28 protein-coding genes are annotated in these 23,137 nt (G+C 53.1%); all 28 read right to left on the bottom strand.

Translation table 11 applies throughout. The features are described 5' to 3' along the window. Position 1 precedes the first annotated feature (1 nt). The 28 genes from LQZ07_RS21540 to LQZ07_RS21405 all read right to left on the bottom strand — a co-directional run bounded on the left by LQZ07_RS21540 (position 2) and on the right by LQZ07_RS21405 (position 22,954). The gene (locus LQZ07_RS21540) at positions 2–1,108 is read right to left on the bottom strand and encodes a hypothetical protein (RefSeq protein ID WP_152786530.1); all 1,107 of its coding nucleotides are present in this window, start codon (positions 1,106–1,108) and stop codon (positions 2–4) included. A gap of 2 nt (positions 1,109–1,110) precedes the next feature. Next, the gene (locus LQZ07_RS21535) at positions 1,111–1,695 is read right to left on the bottom strand and encodes a putative phage tail protein (RefSeq protein ID WP_249483362.1); all 585 of its coding nucleotides are present in this window, start codon (positions 1,693–1,695) and stop codon (positions 1,111–1,113) included. Beyond that, complete coding sequence (locus LQZ07_RS21530; protein ID WP_249483360.1) at positions 1,686–2,771, bottom strand: baseplate J/gp47 family protein; 1,086 nt, start codon at positions 2,769–2,771, stop codon at positions 1,686–1,688. Before LQZ07_RS21530 ends, LQZ07_RS21535 begins: the two co-directional genes overlap by 10 nt. Next, positions 2,771–3,229 carry a phage GP46 family protein gene (locus LQZ07_RS21525; RefSeq protein WP_152786521.1) on the bottom strand — a complete coding sequence of 153 codons (459 nt, stop codon included), beginning with the start codon at positions 3,227–3,229 and terminating at the stop codon, positions 2,771–2,773. The genes LQZ07_RS21530 and LQZ07_RS21525 overlap by 1 nt, the downstream gene beginning before the upstream one ends. Then, positions 3,226–3,828 carry a phage baseplate assembly protein V gene (locus LQZ07_RS21520; protein WP_152786523.1) on the bottom strand — a complete coding sequence of 201 codons (603 nt, stop codon included), beginning with the start codon at positions 3,826–3,828 and terminating at the stop codon, positions 3,226–3,228. The genes LQZ07_RS21525 and LQZ07_RS21520 overlap by 4 nt, the downstream gene beginning before the upstream one ends. Continuing rightward, entirely contained in the window at positions 3,804–4,892 is a 1,089-nt protein-coding gene (locus tag LQZ07_RS21515) for a phage baseplate assembly protein (protein ID WP_249483359.1), read from the bottom strand. The genes LQZ07_RS21520 and LQZ07_RS21515 overlap by 25 nt, the downstream gene beginning before the upstream one ends. Further along, a complete protein-coding gene (locus tag LQZ07_RS21510; protein ID WP_152784067.1) occupies positions 4,885–6,135 on the bottom strand; it encodes a DNA circularization protein in 1,251 nt (416 codons plus the stop codon). The genes LQZ07_RS21515 and LQZ07_RS21510 overlap by 8 nt, the downstream gene beginning before the upstream one ends. Position 6,136: 1 nt before the next feature. Further along, positions 6,137–8,164, bottom strand: coding sequence for a hypothetical protein (locus tag LQZ07_RS21505; protein WP_152784069.1), 2,028 nt, complete (start codon positions 8,162–8,164; stop codon positions 6,137–6,139). A 116-nt stretch (positions 8,165–8,280) separates the two neighbouring features. Next, complete coding sequence (locus LQZ07_RS21500; RefSeq protein ID WP_152784071.1) at positions 8,281–8,535, bottom strand: hypothetical protein; 255 nt, start codon at positions 8,533–8,535, stop codon at positions 8,281–8,283. A gap of 132 nt (positions 8,536–8,667) precedes the next feature. After that, positions 8,668–9,024 (bottom strand): phage tail tube protein, encoded by a 357-nt coding sequence (locus tag LQZ07_RS21495; protein ID WP_152784073.1) that lies wholly within the window; start codon positions 9,022–9,024, stop codon positions 8,668–8,670. A 9-nt stretch (positions 9,025–9,033) separates the two neighbouring features. Beyond that, entirely contained in the window at positions 9,034–10,488 is a 1,455-nt protein-coding gene (locus tag LQZ07_RS21490; protein ID WP_152784075.1) for a phage tail sheath subtilisin-like domain-containing protein, read from the bottom strand. Continuing rightward, positions 10,485–10,688, bottom strand: coding sequence for a DUF2635 domain-containing protein (locus tag LQZ07_RS21485; RefSeq protein ID WP_152784077.1), 204 nt, complete (start codon positions 10,686–10,688; stop codon positions 10,485–10,487). Before LQZ07_RS21485 ends, LQZ07_RS21490 begins: the two co-directional genes overlap by 4 nt. After that, positions 10,681–11,298: a hypothetical protein gene (locus tag LQZ07_RS21480; RefSeq protein ID WP_152784079.1), complete on the bottom strand. Its 618-nt coding sequence runs from the start codon at positions 11,296–11,298 to the stop codon at positions 10,681–10,683. The genes LQZ07_RS21485 and LQZ07_RS21480 overlap by 8 nt, the downstream gene beginning before the upstream one ends. Beyond that, a complete protein-coding gene (locus tag LQZ07_RS21475) occupies positions 11,295–11,831 on the bottom strand; it encodes a phage virion morphogenesis protein (RefSeq protein ID WP_152784081.1) in 537 nt (178 codons plus the stop codon). Before LQZ07_RS21475 ends, LQZ07_RS21480 begins: the two co-directional genes overlap by 4 nt. Then, positions 11,828–12,259, bottom strand: a complete 432-nt coding sequence (locus LQZ07_RS21470; protein WP_152784083.1) for a gp436 family protein — start codon at positions 12,257–12,259, stop codon at positions 11,828–11,830. Before LQZ07_RS21470 ends, LQZ07_RS21475 begins: the two co-directional genes overlap by 4 nt. Positions 12,260–12,261: 2 nt before the next feature. Further along, positions 12,262–12,837: a hypothetical protein gene (locus LQZ07_RS21465; RefSeq protein ID WP_152784085.1), complete on the bottom strand. Its 576-nt coding sequence runs from the start codon at positions 12,835–12,837 to the stop codon at positions 12,262–12,264. A gap of 51 nt (positions 12,838–12,888) precedes the next feature. Next, positions 12,889–13,776, bottom strand: coding sequence for a Mu-like prophage major head subunit gpT family protein (locus tag LQZ07_RS21460; RefSeq protein WP_152784087.1), 888 nt, complete (start codon positions 13,774–13,776; stop codon positions 12,889–12,891). 45 nt (positions 13,777–13,821) lie between these two features. Further along, complete coding sequence (locus LQZ07_RS21455) at positions 13,822–14,805, bottom strand: phage protease (protein ID WP_152784089.1); 984 nt, start codon at positions 14,803–14,805, stop codon at positions 13,822–13,824. A 243-nt stretch (positions 14,806–15,048) separates the two neighbouring features. Beyond that, positions 15,049–15,828: a phage minor head protein gene (locus LQZ07_RS21450; RefSeq protein WP_152784091.1), complete on the bottom strand. Its 780-nt coding sequence runs from the start codon at positions 15,826–15,828 to the stop codon at positions 15,049–15,051. After that, on the bottom strand, positions 15,821–17,398 hold the full coding sequence (locus tag LQZ07_RS21445; RefSeq protein ID WP_249483355.1) for a DUF935 domain-containing protein: 1,578 nt from the start codon (positions 17,396–17,398) through the stop codon (positions 15,821–15,823). The genes LQZ07_RS21450 and LQZ07_RS21445 overlap by 8 nt, the downstream gene beginning before the upstream one ends. After that, the gene (locus LQZ07_RS21440) at positions 17,395–19,167 is read right to left on the bottom strand and encodes a terminase large subunit domain-containing protein (protein ID WP_249483353.1); all 1,773 of its coding nucleotides are present in this window, start codon (positions 19,165–19,167) and stop codon (positions 17,395–17,397) included. The genes LQZ07_RS21445 and LQZ07_RS21440 overlap by 4 nt, the downstream gene beginning before the upstream one ends. Positions 19,168–19,213: 46 nt before the next feature. Beyond that, the gene (locus tag LQZ07_RS21435; protein WP_152784097.1) at positions 19,214–19,780 is read right to left on the bottom strand and encodes a DUF3486 family protein; all 567 of its coding nucleotides are present in this window, start codon (positions 19,778–19,780) and stop codon (positions 19,214–19,216) included. Between the two features lies 1 nt (position 19,781). Beyond that, positions 19,782–20,078: an ArsR family transcriptional regulator gene (locus tag LQZ07_RS21430; RefSeq protein ID WP_152784099.1), complete on the bottom strand. Its 297-nt coding sequence runs from the start codon at positions 20,076–20,078 to the stop codon at positions 19,782–19,784. 6 nt (positions 20,079–20,084) lie between these two features. Then, positions 20,085–20,399 (bottom strand): DUF2730 family protein, encoded by a 315-nt coding sequence (locus LQZ07_RS21425; RefSeq protein ID WP_152784100.1) that lies wholly within the window; start codon positions 20,397–20,399, stop codon positions 20,085–20,087. Between the two features lie 512 nt (positions 20,400–20,911). Then, positions 20,912–21,376: a hypothetical protein gene (locus LQZ07_RS21420; protein ID WP_152784102.1), complete on the bottom strand. Its 465-nt coding sequence runs from the start codon at positions 21,374–21,376 to the stop codon at positions 20,912–20,914. After that, complete coding sequence (locus LQZ07_RS21415) at positions 21,376–21,912, bottom strand: glycoside hydrolase family 108 protein (RefSeq protein ID WP_152784104.1); 537 nt, start codon at positions 21,910–21,912, stop codon at positions 21,376–21,378. The genes LQZ07_RS21420 and LQZ07_RS21415 overlap by 1 nt, the downstream gene beginning before the upstream one ends. Positions 21,913–21,987: 75 nt before the next feature. Then, positions 21,988–22,386 (bottom strand): Mor transcription activator family protein, encoded by a 399-nt coding sequence (locus tag LQZ07_RS21410; RefSeq protein ID WP_152784106.1) that lies wholly within the window; start codon positions 22,384–22,386, stop codon positions 21,988–21,990. Next, positions 22,379–22,954, bottom strand: coding sequence for a gp16 family protein (locus LQZ07_RS21405; RefSeq protein WP_152784108.1), 576 nt, complete (start codon positions 22,952–22,954; stop codon positions 22,379–22,381). Before LQZ07_RS21405 ends, LQZ07_RS21410 begins: the two co-directional genes overlap by 8 nt. Positions 22,955–23,137 lie beyond the last annotated feature (183 nt).

The following is a 23,137-nucleotide window of genomic DNA, read 5'->3' as shown; positions in this document are numbered from 1 at the left end:
ATTATTCCCCCGGGTTGTAACTTCTCACCACTTTTAACGCGAGCGCCACTGATTGGGACTCCTCTTGCAGTGTTGCTTTATTGCGAATACGAAATAGAAATGAGCCGTCTTTTGTAGACGTACCGTTGCTTGACCGCGAAAGGTGAAAATTGAACAAGGCTTCATTATCTAAGCCGTGCCACTCCCCTTCGGCGGGAGCGCCGCTCTCAAAATCGCTGCCCGATATTTTGGTATATAACAGCTCATAATTGCTACCTGCATTATCGTCTGGAGTTTGTAGATATGCCCCGGACGAGTCTTCGCCGTTGTGAAATAGCACGTCATGCGAGCCATCGGTTCTAAAGTTAATATTGATTGAAGCTACAGCAGGTAAATTTTGTCCACGGTTGCTGCCCTCATCGGCATAATTACCCGCTAAGCCTAAGTTTCGAACAAATTCATCTGATGGGGTTAACCCTTGGATCAGTTCTAATAATTCGATGAGCTGCGCTTGTACGGTATTACCGCTCAAACCCGGCGTACCTGCGCGCAAGTTGTTGGCATCATGTGCGATAAGCTCTGATTTATGCTCATCAATTAAGTTGCTTGCTACGCCTTCTTTTTCATATTGGCTGTGCGCGTCTTCATCACCTTTATGCTCGGTAATCGCTTCACTTACACTCTGGTCAACCTGACTTTGTGTTGTGTACTGCGGGTGTGGATTGTCATCATCAACGTGAGCCTGTAGGGCGGCGGTGAACGCTGTGGCTAACGTATTGAGCGCCTCGGTCACCTCATCATTACTCGGTACATCGAGGTTTTCTCGAGCCTCAACTTTACTGGCTACATCAATAAGGTTTTGGTTAGCTCGCAAGAAGTCGCCCTCGCCAATCTCATTTTGAGCAATCGCTACAACCGCTTTAGCCCATTGGGTCACATCATCACGGTCAAGGCTTAAGCCAGCAGCTTCAACTAGGTTAATCGCTTCTGCCTGCATCATGTTAAACCAATCAGCGCCGGGGTAGGTGGCGGCTTGCGCTTGCCCCCCCTTAGTAAACCATCCCGGAGAAATTGCCCTTTCAAAAGGCGGGCGTTCGCTTGCAGCTGTTTCATTATCGACTTGATGCATCTCTACACCTCCGTATATGCAAATACAAACCGCCCCTCGGCGGGTTTGTAGGTATTTAAAAGACACTCAAGCCGTCCGTCGCCAAAGTAGCGGATGGGGCTTAAGCAGGAATTGTTACAGGTGGCCCAACGGGTAAATGTTGCCTCACTATAGGCCACTGGGGCGAGGCCCGATAAAGGGTGGTAAAGCGGCGCATCGCAGCTGCTCTCGCAGTGGTGCCCGCGCGCTTCCTCAATGTCTACGTTAAAGCCCGCGCGCATTGCTAAGTCTTCAAAGTACCACTGGCTAAGGCCGCCATAGGCGGTATCTTTGGCGTAAGCATCTAAGCGGCGCTTGGCTAAATCGTCGCCGCCTAGGCCGCACTCGGGGAGGCCTAGCGCGTCTTCCCATTCATCAATAAGGATTAGCGCCGATTCTGGGTAAATTTCTTTTTCTATATCGCTAATATCGCTATCAGCGCGGGCCAGTGATTCGGCTAAGCCCTGTAAAAAATAGGTGATATTGTCCGCCTCATTGCGAGACCAAGCGAAGCCCGGCGGCAGCAGCTTTTGCGCCATTTGGCGGTAATCAGTGGCACTCATTCCCATACGATATCCCCAAAGGTAATTAGTTCAGTTGCACTTGATGGGGTGTCCTCGCCTAGGTCTAATGTGTAGTCATAGACGCCCGCGCGGGTGATAGCCCCTTGCACTTGTGTTAACGGCAAGGTGTAACCCGGAACAATAAGGCGAAGCTCTAACAGCGCTAGCTCTTGTGCAATGGCCGCGCGCTCTGTCGCGTCATCAACACCGCCGATAGTGAGCACAAGCTCTTTAGGCACAAGGTCTAGCATAATGAGCTCGGCGGTAATGGGACGGCCTACCTCAACATTGGTTGCGGGGTCAAAGTGGCGATAGATATAATCCTCAACCTCTGCTTTTTGCTGCTCATTTGGGAATTTAGGATCGTCAAAATCACGGACGAACGTTAACCCGACAGTGCCGAGGCCGTACCATGTGGGGTAAGTCCAAGCGCGAGTCACGCCCGGCACCTCTAGCGCCCAGCGCACATAGTCAAATTCAGCGCCACCTTGGGGCGGGTAGCGCATTTGAAATATTAGACGCTCGAGCAGCGCTTCTATGGGCTCCTCGTTCACCCCGCCAGTAATGCCCGGCTCGATAGTTTCACCGCTTGATGCGATACCATCAGCCGGGGTAATAAGTTTCACGGTTACCCCGGCGCTAACGTTGCCGTCGTAGCTCTCGCTGTTTGGGCGCTGCGCTTCGACGTCAGCGACAATGACGCCGCCCGACTCTTGAGTATTGCTCAGGGTGATATAAATCACGCCATCGCCGCGTTGCATTTCACGCCCTGCGGGTAAGTTTGTGCCGACTTCTGCGACAAAAGACACCGAGCCTTGCGCTTTGGTCGCGCTTTTGCGCTGTATTCCGCGGCGGTTGGCATTGTAGATAATGGTTGAATCGCTGTTCTCTGTGCCGGGTACAATTTGGCGCGACACATAATCAATACGGTCATGTAAATCTTTGACAAGTGCGCTTTGTGCAAAGTTAATCGCGCGCTCGACACTGAAGGGCAAGCGGGGCTGGCTGCCATCTAAGTGTGTCTCTATGTCCTGCTCGCCTTGCTTGATCAAATCCTCAAGGCTTGGGGATATATACGCCATTATTGCGCCTCCCATCGTAAACTAAAACCGTAAGGCAACAGCTCACCGTCTGCCTTGGTAATGGTGATATCTAAGCGCAGCCATTTTTCGCGCGCGCCCTCAAGGCCGGGCGGCTGCCAAGTACTGCCTTTGACCTCAACCGCGCTGGCCATGTTCTCAATAAGTAGTGGCTCCAAGGCTTCGCGGGCGTAATCCTCGGCCTCAAACTGCACGCGGGGCACAATCTTTTCACGCGAAAGTAGCCACAAGCGCGAGCCTATCGGGTATGGAAAAAAACTGTCGCCCGGCCAACCTCGGCGGTCACCGCTGCGGTCGGGTATCTCGTCGCCCTCAGTGGCGCGGCGGTCTGAAAACAGCATGATAAAAACCATCGTAAACCAGCCGTCCTCCTGCATAACCCCGGCGCTGTCTAAGTCAATGTCACCGCCGCTGGCGTGATAAATTAATTTAATAGTCATGATTGAGGCCCTGTGGTCGGCGAGCCGTTCACGCGGTGGAAGTGCGCGGTGTACTTAATGCCGTCCGCATCAAATTCTTGCGCGAATACCTCACCTGTAAAGGTCGCTTTTGGCGTGTTACTTGTTAACTCACCGCTGGCGTTTAAATGAACGGTTGACGCATTCACGGTAAAGCTCGGCGTATTGATAACGACGCTTTGCTCGGCATCAATGATTAAGCGCTTAAGGCTTAGTATGCCGACGCCGTCTTTTGTGAGTTTGAAATTATGGCCCTCTAAATGGTAAAGGCAGCTGTCACCCTCTATTAACCCGGCGGGGCGGCAGTCCTTGTCTTCAACGGCTAGAGCGATGAGTTGGTCTAGGTTGCCCCCAAGGGCTGCCACAATCGCTTCTGATACCTTCGGTGGCACGCTGGTGTGCCCGTAGTTTTGAAAGCGTTCTATATTGTCGGCCAGCTCGCCGCTGAAAACATTCACCTTTAAGTGCTGGCGCGGGCTTGAGTCGTCCACGCTAGAGAGCCGCGCGCGGCGAAGGCTTAAGCGCAAGCGGCGCTTGATGGGGGCGAGTAGGCGCTCTATTGCGTTGAGTTCGTTTGCCACGCTAAGGCCTCCTCGCTAGCCTGTTCTTCGGTAATAACTAAAGCCTCAGGCGGTTGAGTGGTCAGCTCGCACAACTCCCCGTCGTCGCCTTCTGTCAGTGTTACCGCAACAATCAGGCGCTCACCGTTAATGCCTAGCAGTGGATTATCAACGTATACTAGGCGATTGGGCTGCCAGTAGCCCTCGCTATTATCCCAGCCCGTTACCGTTGTATTCTCGATAACGTCTTCACCTAAATCCCGGCAGCGTTGCCACTGCCCACGGGCGCGGGCATTTTCGGCGCTTAGCTCCGATTCACACACCACAATACGCGGGCGATAAAGCGGCACGCTACGGTCATAGACCACTATTGCATTACCGCTGGCTTGGTCAGTGTTCCATTTTAGCCCGCCATTGGTTGAGCCTTTGATAATGTATTGACTTGCGCGCTGCTGTAAGCCGTCTAAACCGTTCGCGGCTTTAATATTGACACCTAGGCGCAGCGCTGGAGTGACCAGCGTTGTTCCTGCACGAGTGATAACCAGCGCGCCTTGTGCGTTAGTGGTTAACAGTACGCCGCGCTGGCGGGCCAAGCGCTCGAGCAATTCAAACACGCTTTCGCCTTGCTCGATGCGCACCACATCAAAAGGCGCATCCTCTAAATATTGCGTCTGTAAAATGCCCGGCCCCGCTTCCGGGATGATGTTTTGCACATCGATGCCGAAAGGCTCGCACAATATTTCAGCGATGCGGGACAAGGATAAATTATCAAACTGACCGCCCTCATAAACGGCCGAGCTGTCGGTTAACTGTCCGGTGAGTGAGCGGCCGCTTAGGCTTAAGCTAACATTTTGCGCATCGTGCGAAGCGCTTACTGCGTCAACATAGCCCGTTAGCACGACATGCTCTTGATAGCGCACTTCTACCCGATCGCCTTTTTTGACGTCTAGGGCTTGGGGCTGCTCAACCGGGGTGGTGACACTTGCGCTAAAACCCCACGCCAAGGTGCGCACGTCCATATCAACGCTAGCGCTTAACCAGTTCGTGTAATCTACGCCATCAATACGCAGAGTAATATTACTCATTCACAATCTCCAAAGCGGTACCCGGCATAACGAAAGCGGGGTTAACTAAACGGTTGCGCGCGACTAATTCGTCGCGCCGCTTAGCGTCTCCGGTTTCCCGGTAAGCAATCAAAATCAGCGGCTCTGTTTGAGTCGCGGTAATGGTGCGCACTTGCGGCAAAAGCAAAGCACGCTTGTTAATATCGGCGCGAAGTTTGACGCTAACATCACGCAGCGCTAGCCAACTATTGCGCCGCCCTAAGTTCGACGCCGTCACCGCTTGCGTGGTGAGGTTTTCATCTAGGCGGCTTACTGTTTCTGTTGCCAATTTCGCCTCGGTGAACGTGGTTCTAACAATCGTTCCCGCGTTAAATGTAGCTACCTGAGCTTCGAGTAAGTGGTTCATTTCAGCTTGTCGGTGTTGCTTTATTTCTAATGCTGTACCGGGTACGGCTGACGGCGTGTCGCCGGGCTGCCAATCGCGGGCGCGTTTTACTTGGTATTGATACCGTTTGCCCTCATAGCGGCGCGTTAATTGATCGTACACTTGCAACTCTTCGGGCGGGCGGGTAGCCAAGTCTTCGGCACGTGACAAAAGGTTGGCGTACTCGCGGGCCAATTCGCCGGGCTTAGCTAAGAGCTCGCCCAAACGTGTTTTAAAGCGCTCGGCTTGGTCTAGTACATCGCCAAGGTTTGAGGCCGGGTCGCTCATTTGTCGGTAAAGCTCGGTGATATCATCGACGTAGCCGCCCCCCTGCTGTGCCAAGTCTTCTTGGTCGTAGTCAGGCAGCGTGGTAGTGTCAAACTCGTTTTCAAAGTCGTTATTAACTTGATTTAAACCATCATCAACACTGCTTTGAAGGGCTATCTCGGTACTCTCATCTGCCGCGGGCGCGTTTTGAATACCAGCATCGAAGCATTCAAAATTAACCTCCGCATAGCCGCCGTGGCTAGCAAATAGCTTGTGGCTGACTTCTCCAATCTGAATATTGCGCTCGCCAAAATGCGGGTGAACTAATTTACCGGGGCCCGGCGTGTTGAGCGCGTCTAATAGGCTATTTAATTCGCTACGGTAGCGGTGGCCGACAATGACCGCGGTGACGCTAAACTCGGCAAGTAGCGCGCCGTTGTCCTCTGTCCAACCTTGTTCACGCTTGGGGTACTGGTGCGTGATAGCCCGGCGGCCACTTTTGCCAGTGATGCTTTTATCGTTAAATATCACGCCGCGAAAGCTGGCGCGTTGTAGGTCATACCAAGGGGTCATATTAGCCCCCTATAGCCGATGAAGTCGGCCCCCTGTTAACCGTGACGCCTAAGCCCTCATTGCGCGGGCGATAATTTACCCGCGTTCGTTTGTCCTCAATTGTCACCTCAAGCTCACCCATTGGCTCAGCGGATGGCGTGCTCGCGCCGTCTTCACGAAGGCGCTTTGCACGACGAGCGCGCGGCGATGCGGGGGCAGTCGAAGCTGGCGCTTGCCCATCATCAACAAATTGTTTGCCAATTTTGCCGCCGACAAACTCGCCACCCAGTGAGCCAAGTATTCCGCCTATCAGGCCGCCAATCGCGGTTCCCAAACCGGGCACAATGGAGCCTATTAGTGCGCCAGCTGCAGCGCCGCCTGCGCCGCCGCCCAATGAGCCAGTGGTGCGGCCCACATCCTCGGCGGTGCCATTGTTTACTGCATCCATGATCATCAAGCCGCTTACCGCTGTACCCGCGATAGGCACGCCTCGTGCGACCTTGCTCGCATGAGGCAAGCTGGGAAGGTTAGCGAAACTGCCGGGAATATTGGTAAACCTGCCGGGCGCTTTACTCGGAGCGGAGCTTGGTATATTGGTTTTAGCGTTTGGGCTCGGCGTGTTGCGCTGGGGCAGCCCTTTACCACGGCGGCCGCCTTTGCGGTCAACGCCTCCGCCGCCCATGCCGCCCATAGGCATGTTTACCACAAAGACTTTTTGTACGGCGCTGGGAACATTGCCGGGGCCTCCTTTACCTTGCTTGCCGTCTTTTCCTGTAAAGATTTCGCGCCCGGCATCGAACACACTTTTGGCATTTTTGGCGGTCTTCACCGCTTTATTAAATACCACTAGCGCGGCAGTCACTCCAACCGCCCATGCGGCCATACTGGCCGCGCTTTGCACTGCGTCCTTATCCAGTGTGCGCAGCCATTCGCTAAACTCTTGCAACGGACCACTGAGGTTCTCATCGGCCATTTGCTCGAGCGTGCCCTTTATGCCCGTGATTACTGCGCCCAAACTGCCCGCATTACGCGCAGCTGCCTTGGCTGTCATACCGTATTCGACGTTGCCTGAAATCATATCTTGCATGAGCTTTCGATTTTCCGGTGCGAGCAGCGCGCGCAGGCCTGAGAGCGCGGTGGCATCGAATAGCCCGTTTTCGCTAAGGGCTGTTAACTGCTTATCGCCCAAGTGCTGCGTGGCGTTCAGCACGTCCTCCAAGATGGCGAACTGGTCGCGCATGGTCTGGCCGTCGTCTTCAAAAATGCGGATACCTTTGGCTTGCAGATCAGCTTGTTTTTTGGCATCAGTAAAGGTGCGGAACAGCGCCTCAATGCTGGTGCTTACCTCTGAGGCGGAGCCTTTGGTTTTAGCGAAAATTTGAAACAGCGCGCCCATTTGGGTCATGGCTTCCGGCCCACCTTGCGTCAACTGCGCAAATACGCGCGGCGCTTCGTTGGCAAGTTCTTTGACGGATATCGAACCCTTGGAGAATTGCGCGAAAAAGCGGTCAAGCTGATTTTGTACTTGCTCAGCGTTGCGAATGCCGTTTTCCCACATGGCGGCCATCAGTTCGCCCGAGGCTTTAGCATCAGCGCCGAAGCCCTGAATCGACAGCGCTAAGTTGTGGATGTTGTCGCGGGCCGCTTCAATATCCCCGGTGCGCCCCAAAAACGTGTCGAGTGCTTCTGTGAGCGTTCCTCTGTCAATATTGATGTTGCTATCGTTTGAAACGTCTTGCACAAGCTGTTTAAGCGCTTCGACTTCTTCCGCGGTAATGTTGACGTTGGTTCCTAAGCGGATCATTTGCTTGTCAAAGTCGGCAACACCTTTGATAAGGTGCGCAGATACAAAGGCGGTGGCGGCGGTGGCGTAGCGGTTGCCAATGCGATCAAGTCCGTTTGATGCCATTGCTGCTGAGCGATGGACTACCCCAAAGCTTTTTTTAGCTCGCGCGCCCATACTGTTAAAGGCGCGGCCATACTTCTTGGCTTGGCTGGCCAAGTTGCCTTGTAGGTCGATAACGATAGAGGTTTGCAGCTTTTTAGACATTGGAATTTAACACTCGCTGTAATCGTTTAGTGCGCAGCATGAGTGCCGTTATAGGCATCTGCTGCGCTTGGTCTAGGGGAAGGCCAGATTGGCTGGCGAACCAGAGGCAGAGGCGGTCAAGCGCCGCCGCCTGCCTCATCCATTCGCCCCCGCTCAGAGGCCGCCTCCAGTGCGGCTTCATCTAAGGCGTTGATTTGCTCGGTGAGCATCAACCAATCGTCTACATGCAAAGTGCGCAGCATGGCTAAGTCAAAGGGGCCTTGCACTGTGCCGATACGCTTAATCTGCTTAGCAACGAGCAGCGCGGAAAACATTTCCTCGCTGCGAGCCATCACATAGCGCATGCGCCCGCCTTCCATGACCGCGCGCATGCTCTCAGACTCGGTGGCGGCGTCCATTAAGTCGCCTTGTGTCAGCTCGCGTAGCTCCACCTCAAAGTGGGTTTGTGCGTCGTCGCTTTTGCCGGGCTTGTAGCCGTGGTCAAATTTAAAGGCGAGGCTTATCTAGGTTTCCTCACACTCAACGAACACAAAGTCACAGTTGATTTCGCCACTTTCTTCGTTGATAGAGATGGCGTCCCCAGCGCTGCACTCGGTCAACAAAAAGCTCATGCCGTTGTCGCCCTTAAAGGTAATGGTGGCGTCAGTCATGTTACGCAGCGCTAGCAGGCTTACATCTTGGTGTGCGGCGATGGCAAAGGTTAGCTTGCCCGGCTCCCAGCGCCGCGAGGTGCCCCATACGCGCCCCGGCCCGGTGTGCGCTTGGCCAACAAAACCGCCGGGATCTAACGTTGCCCCGGGTTTGGAGTGAAATTGAATACCGTCATAACGAATAACGGCAGAGCCTAGGATCTTAGACATAGCGCCCCCTTAGAGCTTGAACTGAATGGCCATGGCCAATTTGCGGAATTGATTAACCAAATCCGGGTGTGAAATCACGTTGACCGCGTTACGGTCACTGCCATCACGCTCAACGATGAGGTCGTTTTTGTACTGGTCGAAGTTCTCCACCAACGCGCGCGCTTCTAATTGCTTGAACACATCCAGCAGGGTGTCACGGATAATTTCCGGTGTGACTACAGGTTGTCCGGGCGCAAACTCCGTACCATCATCAGCCAACTTGTGGCGCGGGTAATCGCGCTGAATGCGCACCTTGGTGGCGTGTCGCACAAAGCCCAAGGTTGCAGGGGTGGTGATATCCAAATAACTATCATCCGGCGCGCCTGTGGCGTTGGTTTGGTACATGCTGATTTCGCGCTCAATTTGCACCACATCGCCGCCGCCCACGGTGTGGGTGGCCATGCCATCATAGAGCAGCAAGTTGCGCTCGTTCAGCTCCCAGCGCGCGCTGGTATTGGCGGGCAAGATGCCGGGCAAGGTGACAAACTGCAGCGGCCTTGCCGGGTCAACGCCTAGCTCGCGCGCTCCGGCGGCGGCGTAGCTTGCTGCCCAAAGGTAGGCGGGCTGCGGGCTGATGTTGGTCGCCATTGTTGTATATAAAAAATCATTGCGCGCGTTGCCAAAGGTTGCCGCTTCGGCCAGCGTGCCTCGGTACGCACAATAGGCTATACCTTCAATCATTTTGACCGGACCCCAGCGCTCGAGCAGTTCATCGCGCAGGGTGTTCATATTAGCGGTATCGGTGAAGGGCATCACGATAGCGGTAAACCATAAATCCCCCATGGCGGCGATGGCGTCGCTAATATCTGGATTTCCTGCGCCGCCGCTTAAGCCTTTTGTTGAGATATTGACGCCGCTCGGCGTTTGTTGTCCGGGGTAGTAATTCAGCAAAACGTCGATATCGTTTCCAGTTTCACCTGCCCATTGGCAAGTGAGCGTCACATCGCCATCGGTAGCTTCTGCTGTAACCGGATAGCCGCCTGTATTGATTTGCGCAGCGATGCCTGCGGCTATGTCGCTGTCAGTGTCGCCAATATCAACCACATAATCGAGAGGCCCGCCCGCAACCATAAGGTGCAGCACGCCCGATTCGCTTGCTACAGTCACATCATCAAAGCTGATGGCGTTTTCTTCACTGGCGACCGAGCCAGCGGGCGGCAATGCAACGCCCCACATTTCAGTGTAAGGGTCAGCTTTGCGGGCCATTTTAACCATTGCAGCCAGCATGGAATCTGCGCCCCATAGCTCTATGGCCTGCTCGTCGCTGGTCACGCGGTAGGGCTCACCAATGGCACCGCCGCCGCCTGTGGCTAGACCCGGTATAAAAATACGCTGCTGCAACTCGGCTAAGCCTTGGCTGGCCCCGGTGTTGTCTATTTCGATATAAACGAGTGGTACCCGTAAGTTGGCTGGTATTTGGCTCATGTGTTATCCCCTTTAATGCCGGATTTCGACTTGGCCGCTTTGGGCTGCTTAGGTGGTTGTTGGGCTATTACGTCGCCGTCTTTCACCCGACGACGCCAAAAAGCGGAAAACGTTTTAACCGCCCCTTTGACGGGGAGGCGGCGGCCGTGCAGGTCACGCACCACGAGCCCCGCTTTAGGGATAAGGAGTTTTTTAATCATGGTTTTCTCTCACGTTAATTGTTGAGTCCTGAACCGGGCCGTCTTCGGCCTGAATTTGTTTTAAGTGCAACCGCAAAAAGTCATCGAGCGTGGCCTCATCGAGCGGAATATCGAGCAGCCATTCCTGCTGCCACATCACCGCCCAAATCGCCACGCCTGTGGCGTCTTTGGTGTCACCTCGGCTGCTGTAAAGATTTTCCATTTTGACGTTGGCGGGCATTCTCTCCGCGCCCAGTATTTCCCCGGCCTCAGGCTTCCAGAGCAGCTGCGCTAAGCGGCCCGTGATAACTTCGCAGCGGATATCACGGTCGTAGCTGTACATATCAGAGCAGAACACGAAGGCGGCAAAAGTCACCAAGCCTACAGTGCCTCTCCCTGCGGCCAGCCGGATATCGTCAACGCGTAGCACGCTTAAGCGCACGCCGCCGTCCTTGCCGGACATAAAGCGCTTAATGTCTTCTTGAGAATCGAAGCGGCCAATGTGGCGCTCAACACGGTGGACCTTATCAATCTCGCGTTCTGTGCCCTCTAAGTGCGGCTTGAGGTAGTCCACCACTGATAACGCGATGGCAACGGTTGAGCCGCCAATGTTGAAATCCGGGCGGCTCATAAGCGGTCCCTCCAAAAATCACCGATAACGGCTAATAGCTCTTGTTCATTGCTTTGACTTAACCCCAAATACTCACGCTGGGGAGTAGCCATAAAGCGCGAGTGTGTGCCTAGGTTTACACGCTTAGGCACTTTTAGCGCTTTACCGAAGGCTTGAGTCATCATTCGCGAATGCGCCGCCACTTTGACCGCGCCGCTAAAGCCGTCTTGATGCACGCCCGCATAACTTAGCGGTGAGCCGATAGCGGCGGAATCAGTGGTGCTGCTGTGGGTGATAGAGTCGAGCAAGTCGCCTTCACCTCGTAGCAAGCTTTGCCCGCCGTGGCGGGTCTTGGCGTAGTCTTCAGACCATGGCTCCCAAGCGCTGCCGTCTGGAGCGGCTTTTTCGTCCGCAATACGACGGCGCACTTGCGACTCATGGATTGCCCCGACTTGGGCCATTAAGGCTTGCTTATTCTCGCTGGTCGCGAGCGCCTCAATGCGAGCTTGCAGCTCTTTTAGGTCGCCGTAATCCACATCTGCACGGGCGCTCATAACACACCGCCAAGGTTTTTACGGGTCATCAGCCGATCGTTTTCTTGGGTTAGGGTGGCTTTGCCAATACCGCCTTCGGGCTGGGCACCTATCGTGGGCAGCCCTAAGTCGCGGCGGTTTTCAACGATGTCTTTTAGTACCTTGAGCGCGCTCTTGTAACGGTTTTCGATTAGCTCTGTAGCTTGGTTGTCCCTATCAGCTAACCAGTAAAACGCAATAGTAATAGCCTGCTTATTCAGCAGACCCGGTACTGTCTCCAAGGGCAGTACAAATCGGCGCGATAAAAAGCTGTCGATTTCCTCGTCGGCTTGTTCGAGCGCCTGATTTATCGCCACGTCGTCGAGCGAATCTTCTTCTTTGTCATAAGCGGTGTTGTAGACGAAGCTTTCATCGCGGTCTAAAAGATCTTGTTTGCTGGCGTAGCCCATACCTACTCCTCGACCATCTCACAAATGAGATTCGGCTCGTCGTGTAAGCGCTTGGCGGTGCGCGGGGTAATGCGGGCTGCATCCGCTGGCACATTAACGTCATCGCCATCACCCACTACAGCAAGCAGGCGCTGCTTGCGGTACTCAAAGCGCATAGCACAGCGCCAGAATCCAGCTGGTCGCTTGGCGCTAACCTTAAGCAGTGGGGCGTCTTGCTTAGATGCGTTTTTCAGCGGATCAGTATTCACGTGGATTTTACCCGCTTGAGTATTCTCAAGTGGCGCTTGAGCCGCTGGCTCATTATCGGTTTGCCCCGCGGTAGTGCCTTTGTCCCCATCGGTGGTGGCCGCTTGGTCTTTATTTTTCGGTTCGGGTGTCGCTGATGCATTATTGTCCCCGTTTGAATCATCTTTTGAGGTGGCAGGGGCGGCGGAGTCTTCGGTTTTCGCTTTGGCCGATTCAGCTTTTGCTGCTTCAACGGCTTCGGCTTTCTCCTTCGCTTTTGCTATCTCTTCGGCTTTAGCCTTGGCCGCCGCGGTTTTAGGTTTCGCGGTTTTGGGTTTAGCAGGTGCTGTCATTGGTGTTCCTTAAGCGCGCGGCGATGCGCGCTGGGGTTAATGGTGGTTGCTTTAGTCTAAGTAAGGGCTAACGACAAGCTCGGCGTCTTGGTAGTAAATATTGGTATCGCCGCCGTTGGCCAACATGGTGTTTAAAATGGCTTTACCTGCTGCGCGGTTCTCATGGCCCACCACTAAGTGGCTGTGCTTAATGCCTAACGCGACCCCTGAGGTTTTTTTCATTTGGCCGAGCATTTTCACCGCCGCGGCGTAAGTGTCCGCGTTTAGTGGCTCTTTTGAGGCGACGCACACTTGCGGCAGGCCAAAGCCCACATTACAGCGCCCGTCGGTGCCTGCGACGTACTCATTGTTGAACCAGGAATATTCTTCATTAGGGTTCATGTTTTTAAACACAAACTTACGGCGGTTTTGGTAAATGATAGGTTTTAAAATCTGCGAGCCGTCAAGTAAAAACCACGCTGGACCTGTCGCCGCGGGGTCGCCAACAATGTTCGAATAAACGCCCTGCGCGCCGTTCGGGTGGTCGGTGTCAAAGTAAGGTTGACCATCAAAACAAAGCTCGCTAAAACCTAGTTTGAGCAGGCCATAACTGAGCTCGTCAGGGAATAGCGCCACATCTTGACCGAACTTTTTGGCAATCGGGCTATAAATGCCGATTTGGTCGTCTTCGTAGGTTTCGCGTTTAATTTTAATAGAGGTTTCCCACGTCTTATTTTCGACCGCGTAGCCGTATTTACCGAGGTCGGCTAATTGACGGTCGCCTATCCATTCCTTGATACCGGGAATGTCGGCCATCCAGCCGTAATAGTTCGAGGCACCACTGCTGGGCACTTCGCTTGCGACCATGGACCACTGAGGGCTGGCTGCATCAAGCCCTTGGGTATAGGCCGCGCTCATGGTGACTTGTAGCGCTTCTAATACTTCCGCTTCTGTTGCCATTGTAAAAAGTCCTTATGATTAGGTGTTGAAAAAAGGTTACCCGGCTTACTGTTTGTCGAGAACTTCTTGAGCTTGTCTAGCCTTCAAAAACTCCTCGGGTTTAATGTGCATTTTTCGGCACATTGCCAGCTCGTGTGGCTCAAGCTTGCCATCGCCTTGGGGCGGTTTGCCCTTGGATTTAGTTTCGCTATCCACGATGGGCGCGGCAGAGGCAACGTAAGCGGCAAACTGAGCACGGCCAGTTTGGGTACTACAAATTGCGAGGTACATGTCGCGGTTCGCGGGGGCAATTTTGCCTGCTTCAATAGCTTCATCGACGATAGACTCTTGATCGGCTTTGTCGATTTCAGCCAAGCGGGCCTCAGCCGTTGTTGCGCGGTTTAGCGCCAGCTGATGTGTTGCTTTTGGCACAAAGTCACCTTTGGCCACTGCGCTATTGAGTGCGAGCTTGGGATCAGCATTCGTTTTTAAGGTACCAATGGCCGTTACGGCTTCGTCATCGGTGGCGGATTCGGTTAGGCCCAAAGCTTGGGCTATGGCTTTAGATAGCGGCACGGTTTCATTCTCCATATTGGATTGGGCCCGGTTAAGGGCGGGTAAATCTGCAAGGTTCGGTTTATTGGTGAGGCCCGCACTATCTAAGCTGATAACAGTGCCATCGGCTGTGTGCAAAAATGCGGGAGAATAGAAGCGGTAGGCTTTAGAGTTAATCAGCCATTCGCCATTGCTGTTAAATTCCACGCGAGCCCATACTGCGCCGTCGCGCACTTCCAACTCTTCCAGCCAGCCTGTGGCATGGGCAGAGTCTCCAAAAGCGGCCTTAAGCACGCTGGCGTGCTCTTCATCGAAAGGTAGAGGCTTGGTGAAGGCATCAACCACAGCTTGCGGGGTGCTATTTGAAAAGCTGCGACCGTCTTCGCCTTCAAACTCCCCGGCGGGGAGCATCATTAGCCAAAGCGGGTCCGTGTCTTTCTGTGTATAAGTGGCCGGGATACTGAAACAAAGCGCGAGCGCGACATCTTTTTTCATTAGGGAACCTCTGTTGCTTGAGATCCCATAGTGAAACATTGGCGCGGCTGAGGTGAACTATCATCGGTTAGACAATTAAGGGAGTGGAAAAGCGGAAAAAGCGCTGAGGCAAAAATGGCGCTTTCGCGATCACCTTACAACAATCATATACTGGCCAGCAATGAAACCCGATTTAAAACACGTTTAAATCGCCCGTAAGGCGTTTAAATGAACTTAGGGTATACAATGGCATAGCAGAGCCCCTTAGAGGGGCTTAGAGAGGGTTTTAGAAAGGTTGCTTTCTTTTTTGGCTAGTTCGGTTTGATAGCTGGCTTGTCGGTCTTTGCCGGGGTTGTAATTCCAGCCCGGCTCGATGCCTACCGGGAGCACTTCCACTTCCCCGGTGCGCTTGTTATTCCACGTTGTCGTACCAAGGTTTGGCGCGCTGGTGCGGATATCGTCGCGGGCGCGCAGTTGCTCAGCTTCATATTCGCTCACTTGGCGCACCCAGCAATTACAGCCCCACCCGTTGGGCGGCATGTAGTCGCCCCACCAAGGGTCATCTACGAGCAGTAAGGTATTGCGCAATTTGGGGTGCTCGTCGCGGTGCTCGCGTGATGGCCCTAAGTCATAAATGAGATAGGGCATAATCTCCTTGCTGCGCTCGATGCGGTCCCATTGGCCCGCCGCGCGGGCGGTGCGCATATTGGTTTTATAAATCGTGCGAATGCGGCGCTCGCTGCCCAGTTGTACTGGGTACTCTTCATCAGTTAGCGGATCGACCATCAATTGTACGCCCCACCAACCGCGCCTAACTAACAGCGCCTCTAGCTCGCCTGCGAACTCTCGGTAAGCAACGCCGCCTTCTATCGCTTCGCTTATCATCGCTTTAACGTCTGCCAGCAGGTCAGCGTCTAGCATTTTTGCGATAGTAAAGGCGTTATTGTGTTCAGTGCGCCAAACGTCGCGGTAATCAAAGCTTGGCTCGATGCTTTTCGTGTTGAAGTAGTCGAGCGCTTCTTTGGGAACAATGCGCTTAGCCATCTGACACATCCCCTAAGCCGCGTGATTTAAACAAATACAGCGCGAGCTGCTCTTGAAAAGTCGGGGTATCGAGTGAGCGATGCAGTCCGGCCAAGCCGTCGCTCAGTTCCTGATAGCTTTTTGCGTTTTTCGCTAATTCGAGGATAGGGTTTATAAATTCCCCACCGACCTCGACCCAATCGCTCATAACCTCATCGACCATCGCGGCTATTTCAGCTTCGCTGTCTACGTTATCGGCCCGCCTATTTAGTGCCAGCTTAGGTGGTAATTTATGGCCTTGCCGCGCATTAAGCCCTAGCGACTCTGTCGGTTGATTGAGGGGGCGCAGCAAGTCGTCGCCTTCCTCGGCTTGCGCCAGCCCAAACTTAGCGAGTACGTCTTGCGAGCGCACCTGAAGGCCGCGGTCGACCATCTCCTTGATGGCATCGACAAACGCTTTTAAATCTTCCGGTTTCGGCAGCTTAATTTCAACGCTTGGGTATTTATCCTGCTCGCCATAGTTAAGCAAAATGTAAGGCTTAACTAAATATTCATTATAGGTGGCAGCGAGCTGGCGCGCGTCCCACTCGATGATATCCTCGCGCACCTCATTATGGACGCTGGCCTGTGCGCGGCTCGAGCCATCCTCAGTGGTCATGGTTTGCCCCAGCACCGCTTTTGATATTTGCTTATCGCACCACTGGGCCATGTTTTGAAATAGCGTATCGCCCCCGTTGCCTTTGGCGCTCTCTATAAGCTCAATCTCCATCGACTGAGGAATGGCCGCCCCCGCATCGCTGGCAATGGTGCGGATGGCGCTTACTAGCGTTTGAATATCATCTTCGCTGGCGTTTGGCCCGTATTTCCCCACCCTGACCGGGATGCCGAATACCTCAGCAAAGGCCCACCAATCGCGCAAGGTAAAGCTCTTTAGCATATACATAACGGCAACTAAGCGGGCTAAGCCGTTGCGCCAGACCTTGCCACTTTTAGTACGGGGCGTGTGGATCATGAATTTGTAAGGCTCGAGGGGCTCGCCGTCGATGTTGTCATCGCTAATGAGCAGAATTTCTTCGAGCGTTTCATCGTCGGGCTTTAAAAAACGCGGGTCTACCCATTTAAAATCCAGCGGCAGCCACGGAGTGTTTGAGGTATTCCATAGGATCTGCACTACGCCTAGCCCTTTACCGAGGCCATCCAATAAGTCAAAGCTGACCTCGGGGATTTGTGGGTTCTTCATTAGCTCGCGTATTTCGTCGGCTAGCTCCACATCGCGCGCATCATCACTGGCGGCGTGTACTTCAATTGGCAGCCCGGCTACGGAGAGCTTGCGCGTCGATAGCACGCTGCGGTAATGCAGCTCTCGCTCCTCCATTTCTTCGGCCAAAATCATGTAATCCTCGACGTTTGAGCCGTCAATCACGGACCTAAGCACGCTGGCAAGCTTGGCCGGGGTTAATCCGGTAGCAATGGACGCACTCGGCGCTGGCGTGCGCACTGAGGTGGTATAGGCTTTTGCAATATTTTCGCTTAGCGCGGTTTTATCTGCTTTGAAAGGCTCCCCGGTTCTTGGGTCAATAATGGTGTTCACAATAATCCTCCGCCGCCACGAAAACCGCGCGTGCATTTCATTTGGCGCTTAGCGTCTTGGTTGGCTTTGTTGTCGTTGATACGATGTAGGCCGTATTGCACCAAGTCGGCCTTGGAGACAATAAACCCTAAAAAAATAGCGATGGCACTGTCGCCGTGTCGCTGATTCCCGTCGTCGCCCTTGGTGCGGCTGTCATCAATGCCGGGAACGCCGCGCAATATTTTAATTTGGCCTAAGTCGGTGATAACGTCCTCATGCTTTGGCAGTAGCAGCTCGTTATCTTCAAAGGCGCTTTTAAAGCTCGGCATATTTTCGCGATAGTATTTGACGCTAAGCATCACCTCGACGACTTCTTCGCCGTATTTATAGCCTGCTTGCTCAGCTAAATATTGACCGTTGCCGCGCGCGTCTAAGGCAATACCGTTACGCTTAGGCAAGCGGTCGCATATATAGTAAAGCGCCTGCTCTTGCTGCTTAAAAGGGACGTTTTTTAGTTCGACCAGGAACGGCACCGAGCGCTGGGTATTTACATGTACAGTGATGGGCGCAAACACGGTTAAATCGCCCGAGCGTGCAAAGTCTTCGCCGAGGGCGTGGCGCAAGTTCTGCGGCAACTTTTCCAGCTCAGGCAATACGGTATCGACTAGCCATTCTTGCATGTGTGCGAAGCGCTCGCCCTCGGGGGCGGCGTTGAATAGCGTATCCCCGGTGAAACGTAGCACGGGCGCGTCCTCTAAGCAGGCGGCCCGGTCACGAAGCCCCCGGCTAATATAAGCCCCGCCGCCACTTTTGGGCTCACAATAGTACTCCTCGCGGGCATCTTCTTCGGTGGCGGTGTTTTTCAATAGCCCGGCTAGCCATGCTTGCTCGCCGCTGGCTGACCATGTCTGCCCGCTAATTTGACAGATGCGCTTATACAGGCCATCGCGGCAAGCCTGCTCAATGTCTAGGGTGTGGACGCTGTAGTCTTTTTTACCCGCTCGGCTGTCGTTAATTAAAGTGTTGAATAGGTTTTCAATACCATTGTGGGTGCTAATCAGCCGCACTTTAGAGCCCCACATGGTGAGCGCGAGTGCCGCTTTTAACACTTCGGCGAGCTTGTCGTGAAAGGCGGCTTCATCAATGGTGACGTTGCCCTGCATTCCTCGCAGATTGGATGGATTACTCGATAGTGCTTTGACTTTATGGCCACTGGAAAAGTTGATCATATAGATCAAAATGTCTTTGTCTTCGTCCTTTAAAACATCCTCTTGTACATCCCCGGCGGCTATATCAAAGGCGCGCGCCCATGTTGCAACGGCTTCGATGTACTCGCGGGCCATCTCCTTGGTCGAACCCACATAAAACGCATCACAGCCCCCGGCGCGGGCATCTGCTGCAGCGGTGAGGGCGTCATCGGCAGCTTGCCCCCAAGTTAGCCCTGTGCGCCGTGATTTCTCTGCAATTTTTAAGGGGCTTTCATCAGCTATCCAGCGCTTTTGATAGGGCAATAAAATATCGTTCTTGTCGAACTGATAGAGCAGGTTTGCATTAGCACTAGCGGTGCTGTTAATTTTTTCTAATTCGGTGAGCTCGGCCATCATTCCCCCCGCGGCGGTTTGAATTGGGCCCATAGGTGAGTAATGGCCAGCGCGGCTAAGAATATCAGCGCCGCGGTAGCGGGCAGTAGCAGAGAGAAATAGACAAATGCTGTGGCAACAACTAATAAGTAAATTGTTCGGCCCGGCCATTGGTTCAGAGCGCGAGCTTGGCTTAGCTCCACGACACAAACCAATAGAAACACCAGCTCGCCTAAATAATCCAAAGTATGCGCAATCATTGGCCTAACCCGAAAATATCGCGCTTGATTTCAGCGACGGTATCGGCGGTAAGTCCGCGACTGTTCCCTATTTTTTCGACTGCCTCGGCGGCCTCTTCGGCAAACGTTGCGCGCAGCTCTTTTTCGACCTTATGGCTTGCCATGGCGGCGGCTTCAATGCGTTGTGATACGAGCGCCAATTGGCCTAATGCTTTAGGCGGCACGGGGTCGTCTGACTCCATATAATGCATTGAAGTTTCAAAAGCCATCGTGCGCACAAATTCTTGCAATAGCTTGCCTAAATCAGACGCGGGCGCTTCGCCAAGCTTTGCGCTCCACACTTCGGCCACTTGGCGAGCCTGTTTGATTTGCGCGCCCATTTTTTCCATGCGTTTGGCATAACGATTAAAGCCTGTTTTACTCAGCTTTAAATCATCATTTAAGCCCTTGCGTTCTATTAGCTGATTAATGGCATCAACAATTTCTATCTGGTGCATTTCGCCGCCGCGCAACATCATATTGACGCGGTCTCGCAATTCCTGCGGCAATAGTTCGACCTTACTTTTCCGGCTGCGCTTGCTCATATTAGCTCCCGGCGCGTGGGCGTTTGACGCCGGGTACGGTGGCCGCGCCGTTTGCTACGTCTTGGCCGCGGCCTGTTAATGTCACGATTAAGCACCCGCCAATATCCCTAAGGGTCACAAGCCCTTGTTCATTGAGCCAGTTAATCTGTGTTTTTACGCTGTCTCGGCTCATGTTATGGCCATAGACCTCTAAGCAATGATCAATGATGCTCTCGTTTGCCTCGAAGCCATCCATCTCAACGAGCGCGCGTAAGATAACCAAGCGGCGGTCTTCTTGAATAATATCTTTTAGTGGCATGGCTTTTTACTCCTTTAATTCTTTTTCAAACAGTAGGCTAAGTTGATGTGCTAGGGGGCGAATTTCTCCGGCGAACCCTTTAATGTCGCCGCGTAGTTGCTCCACTTCTATTTTTAGCGCGTGCATCTCGTCCTTATCCGGCAAACGCTCCATTTGGTGCTCTATGGAGGTTACGCGCTTGTTGATGTCGTCTAGCTCTCTTTTGCGGGCAAAGCGAGAGCTGAGCCATAAATTAACAATGGCGGCAGTCAGCGCAACGGAGGCAACAAAAGCGGCCCATAAGGTTTGTGCGCCTACGGCGTTAACGAGTTCGGTAAACATTGCCCCGCGTCCTTCTGTCGAACTTGAACTTACAAAACGCTAACAGGGCAAACAGCACGGCAGCCCCACTCATAGCGGCCCAGTTTGGGTAAAGAAATAATGCACTCAAACCGCCCATCGCAAGGGTGCTAAGCGCGGGGCATGTCCAGTGGAATACCGCCCATGCCCCGCAAATTAAAAGCGCCCGCACGAAAGTCAGTAAACAAAATAAATCAAGCATCAGGGTCCACCTTGGGTGACTTGCATCGCTCGGCAATTGAAAATCTAGTCATTAATTAGTCTCCGTCTACAAGCATTTGGCCCGCTTGTTTTGTCTTTTGGGTGGTTATGTTGATAAATATCTACAGGGGTGACAGAGTGCCACCCCTGCTTGAAATAACTTTGCATCGTGCCGTCATGACTATGTAGCGGTAGGGCTGTTGGGATCGGGGTGCCGTGTTTGAAAAGGGCGTGCTCTGCGGCTAGTCGCAGCTTGCGTCCCTTGTCATAGCTCCACTGCCAGTTGCGGCCCATTAGCACGGCCTCACGCTGTCATTGGTGACTTTATAGGTCGATACGTTGGGGCCTGTTTTATTGTCCCTTTGTGCCGCGTACCTCACCGCCTCTTTACTGTTTTTCCCGAAATCCATAGCAGCTATTGCATACGATGAGCCGGAGCCTATAGCTTCATTAGTCGATAGCCTCTCTCTTCTTTGGCGGCCATTAAGGAGGTAAACGGAATAGACGATCCCTCCTGAGACAAGAATCGCGCCGACTTCTGAGCTAACGGATGAGTCTTCGCGATGCGACGGCATTTCTTGCCCTGACTCTAGAGATACAAACTCATCTTTGAAGATGATGTCCCCCATAAAGAACCAGAACCCCTGTTCGTTTTTTGCTGTTTTGTCGTGGTCATCCGTGAGAATGAAATTATCTTGAGTTAGCCGACCATCAACGCTAATGGATTGGTGCTCATGGTGATATGCGATTGTGGTCATTAGTGCGCCCTCACAAAGCCATCGCTCACTTGCCAAGCGCTATCGGTCAGGTCGCGCAAGCGATTAAACCAGCCCTCAATAAATGCGACTTGCTCGGGGCGCTTCCTCAAAATTCGAGTATAGAGTCGGGCGCGGCGTAAAATGTAACGAGAGATCAGCCATTGTTGGTTAGACTCGGTGGCCGCTCGCTGGGTCTGAGGGCCGATGATGCCGTCTTGTTTAAGACCGAGCACATCTTGCAATAGCGTCACCGCTCGTACTGCACCGTGCTGCACTGCGCCATCAAATACACAGAGTGCTATAGCTTCGGGCAGCTTGGGACAATAGGCCGCGCGCCAGTAGTCGCGGTGATAAATGGCGGCCGCTTTCTCTTTAGTTAGAGTCGAAAAATCAAGCTTAGGAAAGGCTTTTCGGCTAAGTCCTAAGTAAGTTTCACCGCCTAAGTCGTCGGGGTGATCACTGTGGCCGCCTTCTTGAACCAGAACAAAGGCGAAGGCATAACTAAAAGCGTCGGAATAAGCAGAAGAAAATTGCATCACACACTCTGAACAATGGACCTATTCCAGAGTGTGCGGGATTGGGTGAAAGTTAGTGAACTATCATCGGTTAGATTAAAATAAATCGGGTTGGCGGCGTTTTTTTTCAAGCTCGCGCATGTTAGCAATAATTCGGTAAAGCGCTGGCTCGCTTAATTTGTATTTGCGGCATAGTAGATGGATATTATTTCCCGTGTAATCATTCCAGACCGCAAAATTGCGGAAGTGATTTTCTAGCGCGCTGGCCTTAGGTAAGTAAAGCGACTCACCACCAAAATTTTGGGCAAACTTCCGCACGATAGCCAGCGCCCGTTCATCACCATCATTTAAGTCTTTTAGGCTATCACGCAATTGAGCGAACAGTTGCAAAGTGAACAAGGGCCAGCGGCACGACTCCGAGCCGCCTTTGACTTGGTCTAAGTCCAACTCGGGCAATTCTTTAAAAAGTGGGGCGTTTTGGTCTGACTTAGTCATGTTGTGCTCCTTGGCGGGCGTGTTCCCGCTCGAACATGTCGAACACTTCGCGGTAGCTCAGGCCCGCGCTGTTCCATTGGGGCAACTGCTGCTCTAACTTGGCAATCATCACGCGGCGGTGCCATTGCTTGAGGCTTTCGAGCACGGGCGCGGCGGTGTCAACGTCTAGCCAGCGTGCGCTGTCTACGCCTTTACCTTTGCTTCTTAGCGTCATGCGCCGCACGTATAGGTCTAGTGCGGCCTCTGAACCGTCGCGCAAAAAGCCATGTTTGGCCATGGTGATCCAAACCGCGACTATCTTGTCGATAACTGGGTTTTTCGCGTTGCCGCTCTTAGGGCTTAGACGGCGCTTTTTAGGGCGCTTTGAAACAGGTTTAAACCCGCGATTTTTAAAGCACTCCAATACCACTTCAAGCTCACGCACACTCATATCCCCGGCTGAGCGTTTGCCTGTGGCATCAAATAGCATCGCGCGGTAAATGTCCTCATCAAGTGCGAGGCTTTGTTTAGCTACGTGCAGCAAGGTTATCAGGCGCTTGCGTGGGGTATTTTTTTTCTGAGTATGCATAATAAGCCTCCTATGTCTCACTCATGTAACGTTGTGATTAACGCTATTGATCGTTTTATTTTTTACGTTCTATCCTCGGGCTGTATTTCCAACCAAAGGAGAATAATGTGGATACCGAATCAATCATTCAAAAAATGGAAGAAGCTAAAAATAAGGCTGCGGAACTTAACAGTAAGGCTGGCT

It is taken from the genome of Agarivorans sp. B2Z047 (assembly GCF_023373605.1).
GTDB lineage: Bacteria > Pseudomonadota > Gammaproteobacteria > Enterobacterales > Celerinatantimonadaceae > Agarivorans > Agarivorans albus.
This window is presented reverse-complemented; position numbering and strand designations above follow the sequence as displayed.